The following is a 3,622-nucleotide window of genomic DNA, read 5'->3' on the forward strand; positions in this document are numbered from 1 at the left end:
TTTCTTAATGAATGCGACGCTGTTCATCAAGGGTTCGGGTAACTCTACACTATTTCTTAATGAATGCGACGCTGTTCATCAAGGGTTCGGGTAACTCTACACTATTTCTTAATGAATGTGACGCTGTTCATCAAGGGTTCGGGTAATTCTACACTATTACTTCATGAATGCGACGCAGTTCATCAAGGGTTCGGGTAACTCTACACTATTTCTTAATGAATAAGTCGCTATTCGTCAAGCTTTCGGGTAACTCTACACTATTTCTTAATGAATGCGACGCTGTTCATCAAGAATTCGGGTAATTCTACACTATTACTTCATGAATGCGACGCAGTTCATCAAGGGTTCGGGTAACTCTACACTATTACTTAGCGAATGAGCCTTTATTCATTAAGTTACAGTGTAACTTCCCACAATTTCTTCACGAATAAACCTCTATTCGTCAAACATTCGAGTAACCATACACTATTATTTAATGAATAAAAACCCCCTCACACCATGTGAGGGGGCACTAACTTCTATTATCTAATTACAGCTTGTAGTAATCAACCGCGATTTGTGCGCCGATTTTTGCGTTGTTGTATACGAGGTTGATGTTAGCTTCTAAGCTTTTTCCGTCTGTTTTTTCAACGATTGCTTTTAATAAGTAAGGTGTTGCTTCTTTACCGCCGACACCGTCTTTTTCCATTTGTTCTACCGCTTCTTGGATCACACCGTTGATGTAGTCTTTGTCGAGTGCTTCATCTTCAGGAATTGGGTTTACGACGCTCGTACCACCTTCAAGTCCTAAATCGTGTTTTGCTTTAATAACTTTTGCGATATCTTCTGTTGTATCGAAGTGTGACGCGAGTTTAAGTCCGCTTTCTCTCGTGAAGAATGCTGGTAACTCTTCTGTTTGATATCCAATTACTGGTACACCTTTTGTTTCAAGGTATTCTAATGTTCTTGGTAAGTCTAAAATAGATTTCGCACCTGCAGAAATTACGACGACGTCTGTTTTACCAAGTTCGTCTAAGTCTGCTGATACGTCCATATGCTCTTCATATCCGCGGTGTACCCCACCGATTCCACCTGTAACGAAGAATTTGATTCCTGCTAGGTTCGCACAAATCATTGTAGATGCTACAGTCGTCGCACCGAGTGTTTTCATTGCGATAACTTCTGCTAAGTCACGACGAGATACTTTAGTAACGTTACGTCCTTCTTTAGCAAGTAGTTCTAAATCGTCTTCAGTAAGTCCAACTTTAATACGGCCGTCCATAATTGCGATTGTCGCTGGTACTGCACCGTTTTCTCTAATGATTTCTTCAGTCTTTTTCGCCATCTCTACGTTTTGGGGATACGGCATTCCGTGAGAAATAATAGTCGACTCTAATGCAACTACTGGTTTATTATTTTCTAATGCTTCTTGTACTTCTTTTGTAAGATCAATTAAATGATTCATTCCTATAAGCCTCCAAATCTAATTTTAACTGCTTTTCTGTTAAATCTTGACGTACTGTAAAATCTGTTTCAATCGTTTTTGTTGAGTTGACCATACCAAGTTCAATACAGTCATCTATACTATACCCATTTAGCCAACCGTAAATCACTGCGCTAGAAAAACTATCGCCAGCTCCTGTTACGTCGACGACGCGGTTCGATTTTTTAATTGGGTAAATCTTTTCATAATCTTTAGACGCATACGCTAAAGATTTAGATCCGTTCGTTACGATGACGTTAGACACACCGCGTGCGTTCCAAAGCTTCGCACCTTCCATTAAATCTTCATCCGTCTGAATGACCATATTAAACTGCGCTTCGGTCTCATCGCGGTTTACAATCAACCAGTCCACTGGCTCTAAATAATCCGGCAGACGCTCCATTTTCGGTCCAGATACAGGAATAAATACGAGCTTAATATCGTGTTTTTCTGCATATGCCACTAAAAATTCAAGCGTTACTTTCGGAACGTTTAAATCCGCTACAATACATTTTGCACGCTTTAAAATATACGTCTGACGAATTAGTACTTCAGGTGTGAATTCATCGTAAATACTCATATCCGCAAAACCGTACTCCATTTCGCCTTCACGGTTTATTAATGCGGTATATGCGCCTGTATTTTTCCCTTCGATGATTTCAGTAAAATCTAAATTAATATACGCTTCAGAAGCTTCTTTTACCTTCAGCCACTCTGCGTCATCACCTCTTGTCGTAATGAGCGCCACATTTTGGCCTAAACGACCCAAGTTCTCAGCGATATTACGCACGACTCCACCGACAGAATGCGCAGAATCAATCGGATTCGACGTTCCATGAATCAACTTTTCATGAACAAAAAACTTCTTATCAATATTCGCTGCACCGACACAGACAATCGGGAACTCTTCATTTAAAACATAAGCTTGTCCCTGAATAAACTCTTTATGCACGAGGTCTGCTATAATTCTCGATACACTCGAAGCAGTTAAACCAAGCTTTTTAGACAACTCCGACTGAGAAATAAACGGGTTCTCTTTTATGAGATTTAATACTTCAGTCTCTCTTTGATCCAACAGCCTATCTCCTCTCAAACGATTTCTATCTATTATTATACAGCACATCGATAAAATTTTAGCAATATAACTTTGTGAAAAATAATTCATTTTATTATCTTATCTTATCATCTTATTTTTGAAAAATCTATTGGAAATAAAGAAAAACCGCACAAAAATGTGCGGTAAAAACTTTAATCTATAATTCTATTATTGATCTTCGTTTTCTTTACGTCTTCTTCCAAGTACTAATGCACTCATTCCTGCGAATAATGCTGCTGCACCTGCAATTAGACCTTTGTTATCTTGCGCTTCACCTGTGTTAGGTAATACTTTTTGTTGTTGGCTAGGTTTAGAACCTTGGTCTTTAGAACCTTGGTCTGGAGAAGCGGCACCTTTGTCAGCACCAACTACTATTACTTCAGCTGCTTCAGAAACATTTCCATGTTCATCAACTTGAACTGCTGTAATCTTATCTCCTTCTTTAAGGTTAATGTGAGGTGGAACGTTCACACTCCAGTTACCATCATTGTCAACAATTGCGTTGCTTGTTGATCCATCTGGATATGTCACAATTACAGTGTGTCCAGGTTTACCTGTACCACCGATTTGCTTATCTCCAGCTTTAGGAGGATTGATTGTTGGTTTGTCAACAACTACATCTGGTTTTTCAACTGTTACAGTTACTTCTACAGTATCTTTAGTTCCATCTGGATAAGTCACTTCAACTGGTACAGTAATCTTGTCACCTGGTTTTGCGTCTTCAGGGATTGTGACTGTGATTTCACCTGTGTTTTCATCAACTATAACGCCGCCTGGTGTATTTTCACCTGGTGTGAATTTCGTACCTTCTGGTGGTGTTGTTGGGTTACCATCTTTATCTTTGAAGATTGGTGCTGGTACTTTTACATCTTCACCTGGTTTACCACTGCCATCTTCGTAGTCAGGTTCATAAAGGTTGCTATCTTCTGGTGATTTAGGGTTTGTACCATCTTCTTTTTCTTTTTCATCTGATACTCCGTCATTATCATCATCTTCATCTGTGATATCTGGAGTACCGTCACCATCTGTGTCTAATTTGAAGTTCGCTTTTGTTTTATCAGTTG

At 39.2% G+C, this 3,622-nt stretch carries 3 protein-coding genes; all 3 read right to left on the reverse strand.

The window, feature by feature from the left end:
- Window positions 1-529: 529 nt before the first annotated feature.
- Window positions 530-1,444, reverse strand: coding sequence for a pseudouridine-5'-phosphate glycosidase (locus BBS29_RS06515; protein WP_068130423.1), 915 nt, complete (start codon window positions 1,442-1,444; stop codon window positions 530-532).
- Entirely contained in the window at window positions 1,428-2,537 is a 1,110-nt protein-coding gene (locus BBS29_RS06520; protein ID WP_068130426.1) for a PfkB family carbohydrate kinase, read from the reverse strand. The genes BBS29_RS06515 and BBS29_RS06520 overlap by 17 nt, the downstream gene beginning before the upstream one ends.
- A gap of 189 nt (window positions 2,538-2,726) precedes the next feature.
- The coding region (locus BBS29_RS08570; protein ID WP_068130429.1) for a YPDG domain-containing protein at window positions 2,727-3,622 on the reverse strand (896 nt) is incomplete at its 5' end.

This window comes from Nosocomiicoccus ampullae (assembly GCF_001696685.1).
Taxonomy (GTDB): Bacteria; Bacillota; Bacilli; order Staphylococcales; family Salinicoccaceae; genus Nosocomiicoccus; species Nosocomiicoccus ampullae_A.

Excerpts from the sequence above, each read along its gene's own strand:
- BBS29_RS06515 (WP_068130423.1), bottom strand. The coding sequence starts at position 1,444 with ATGAATCATTTAATTGATCTTACAAAAGAAGTACAAGAAGCATTAGAA.